This is a genomic window from Pseudoflavonifractor phocaeensis (assembly GCF_016901735.1).
Lineage (GTDB): Bacteria > Bacillota > Clostridia > Oscillospirales > Oscillospiraceae > Pseudoflavonifractor_A.
In genome coordinates, this window is the sequence record NZ_JACLZC010000143.1 from 1 (window position 1) to 1320 (window position 1320).

Annotated in this window: 1 protein-coding gene; it reads left to right on the forward strand. The window is 56.2% G+C overall.

Annotation, left to right across the window (positions count from 1 at the left end; genetic code table 11):
• The coding region (locus tag H7U37_RS14880) for a MobA/MobL family protein (protein ID WP_204876926.1) at positions 1 to 1130 on the forward strand (1130 nt) is incomplete at its 5' end.
• Positions 1131 to 1320 lie beyond the last annotated feature (190 nt).

Genomic DNA, 1320 nt, shown 5'->3' on the forward strand with positions numbered 1-1320 from the left:
TTCACGACACCGGCAAGGGCAATCCCCATTGTCACATCATGCTTACCATGCGCCCCCTTGACGAGCGCGGCGCATGGGCGGCGAAGTCCAAAAAGGAATATGACCTTGATGAAAACGGCGAGCGTATTCGCTTGCCAAGCGGCAAATACAAGGCCCGCAAAGTTGACCTGACCGGCTGGAACGACAAGGGCAACGCGCTTTTATGGCGCAAGGCATGGGCGGATATTTCAAACGCCTACCTTGAACGCGCCGGAAGCCCGGAGCGCATCGACCACCGCAGCAACGCCGAGCGCGGCATTGACGAGCTGCCCACCGTCCACATGGGCGTGGCGGCCTGTCAAATGGAGAAGAAAGGCATAGCCACCGAGAAAGGCGAGCTGAACCGGAATATCCAAAAAGCAAACCGCCTTATCCGGGAAATCCGGGCGCAGATTGGAAAGCTCAAAGAATGGATTGGCGAACTGTTCAAGGCGCGGGAAACCGCCCCGGAGCAGCCCCCGCAATCCCCCGGCCTTGCAAATCTGCTGATGAAGTATTTAAGCGTTCAGAGAGAAAAGAGCCGGAAGTATTCGCAGAGTTGGCAAAGGCAGCACACCGCCGACGAACTGAAAACCGTTGCAAAGGCGGTCAACTATCTTTCCGAGCATGGCATTTCCACCCTTGACGAGCTGGACGCTGCCCTTTCCTCTGTCAGCGACCAAGCCGACGCTATCCGGGAGGGCATGAAAACCGCCGAGAAGCGCATGAAAGAATTGCAAAAGCTGATTGAATACGGGAAGAACTACACCGAGTACAAGCCCATTCACGACGAGCTGAAAAAGCTGAAAAATGGCTGGACGAGCAAGCGCGACAAGTACGAGGAAGCCCACCGCGCCGAGCTTACGCTATGGAACGCAGCGAGCCGCTATCTCCATGCAAATCTGCCGAAAGGGACAAAGACCTTGCCTATCTCTGAATGGGAAAAAGAGTACGCCACTCTCAGCGGGCAGAGAACAGCGGAATATACCAAGCTGAAAGAAACCCGCGCCGAGGTTGCCGAGCTGCACAATATCCGCAAGTGTGTTGACATTGCGCTGAAAGCCGACCAGCCGGAGCAGACCCGCGCCAAGCGGCACGACTTAGAACGATGAAAGGAGTTGAGCTTTTTGTATTACACCCAAGAACAGATAGACCGGGCGAACCAAGCCGACCTTGTTTCTTTCCTGCAATCACAGGGCGAGCAGCTTACCCGCGCCGGGAATGAATACCGATGGAAACGGCACGACAGCTTGACCGTCCGGGGCAACAAGTGGTATCGCCACAGCCAGAGCAAGGGCGGCG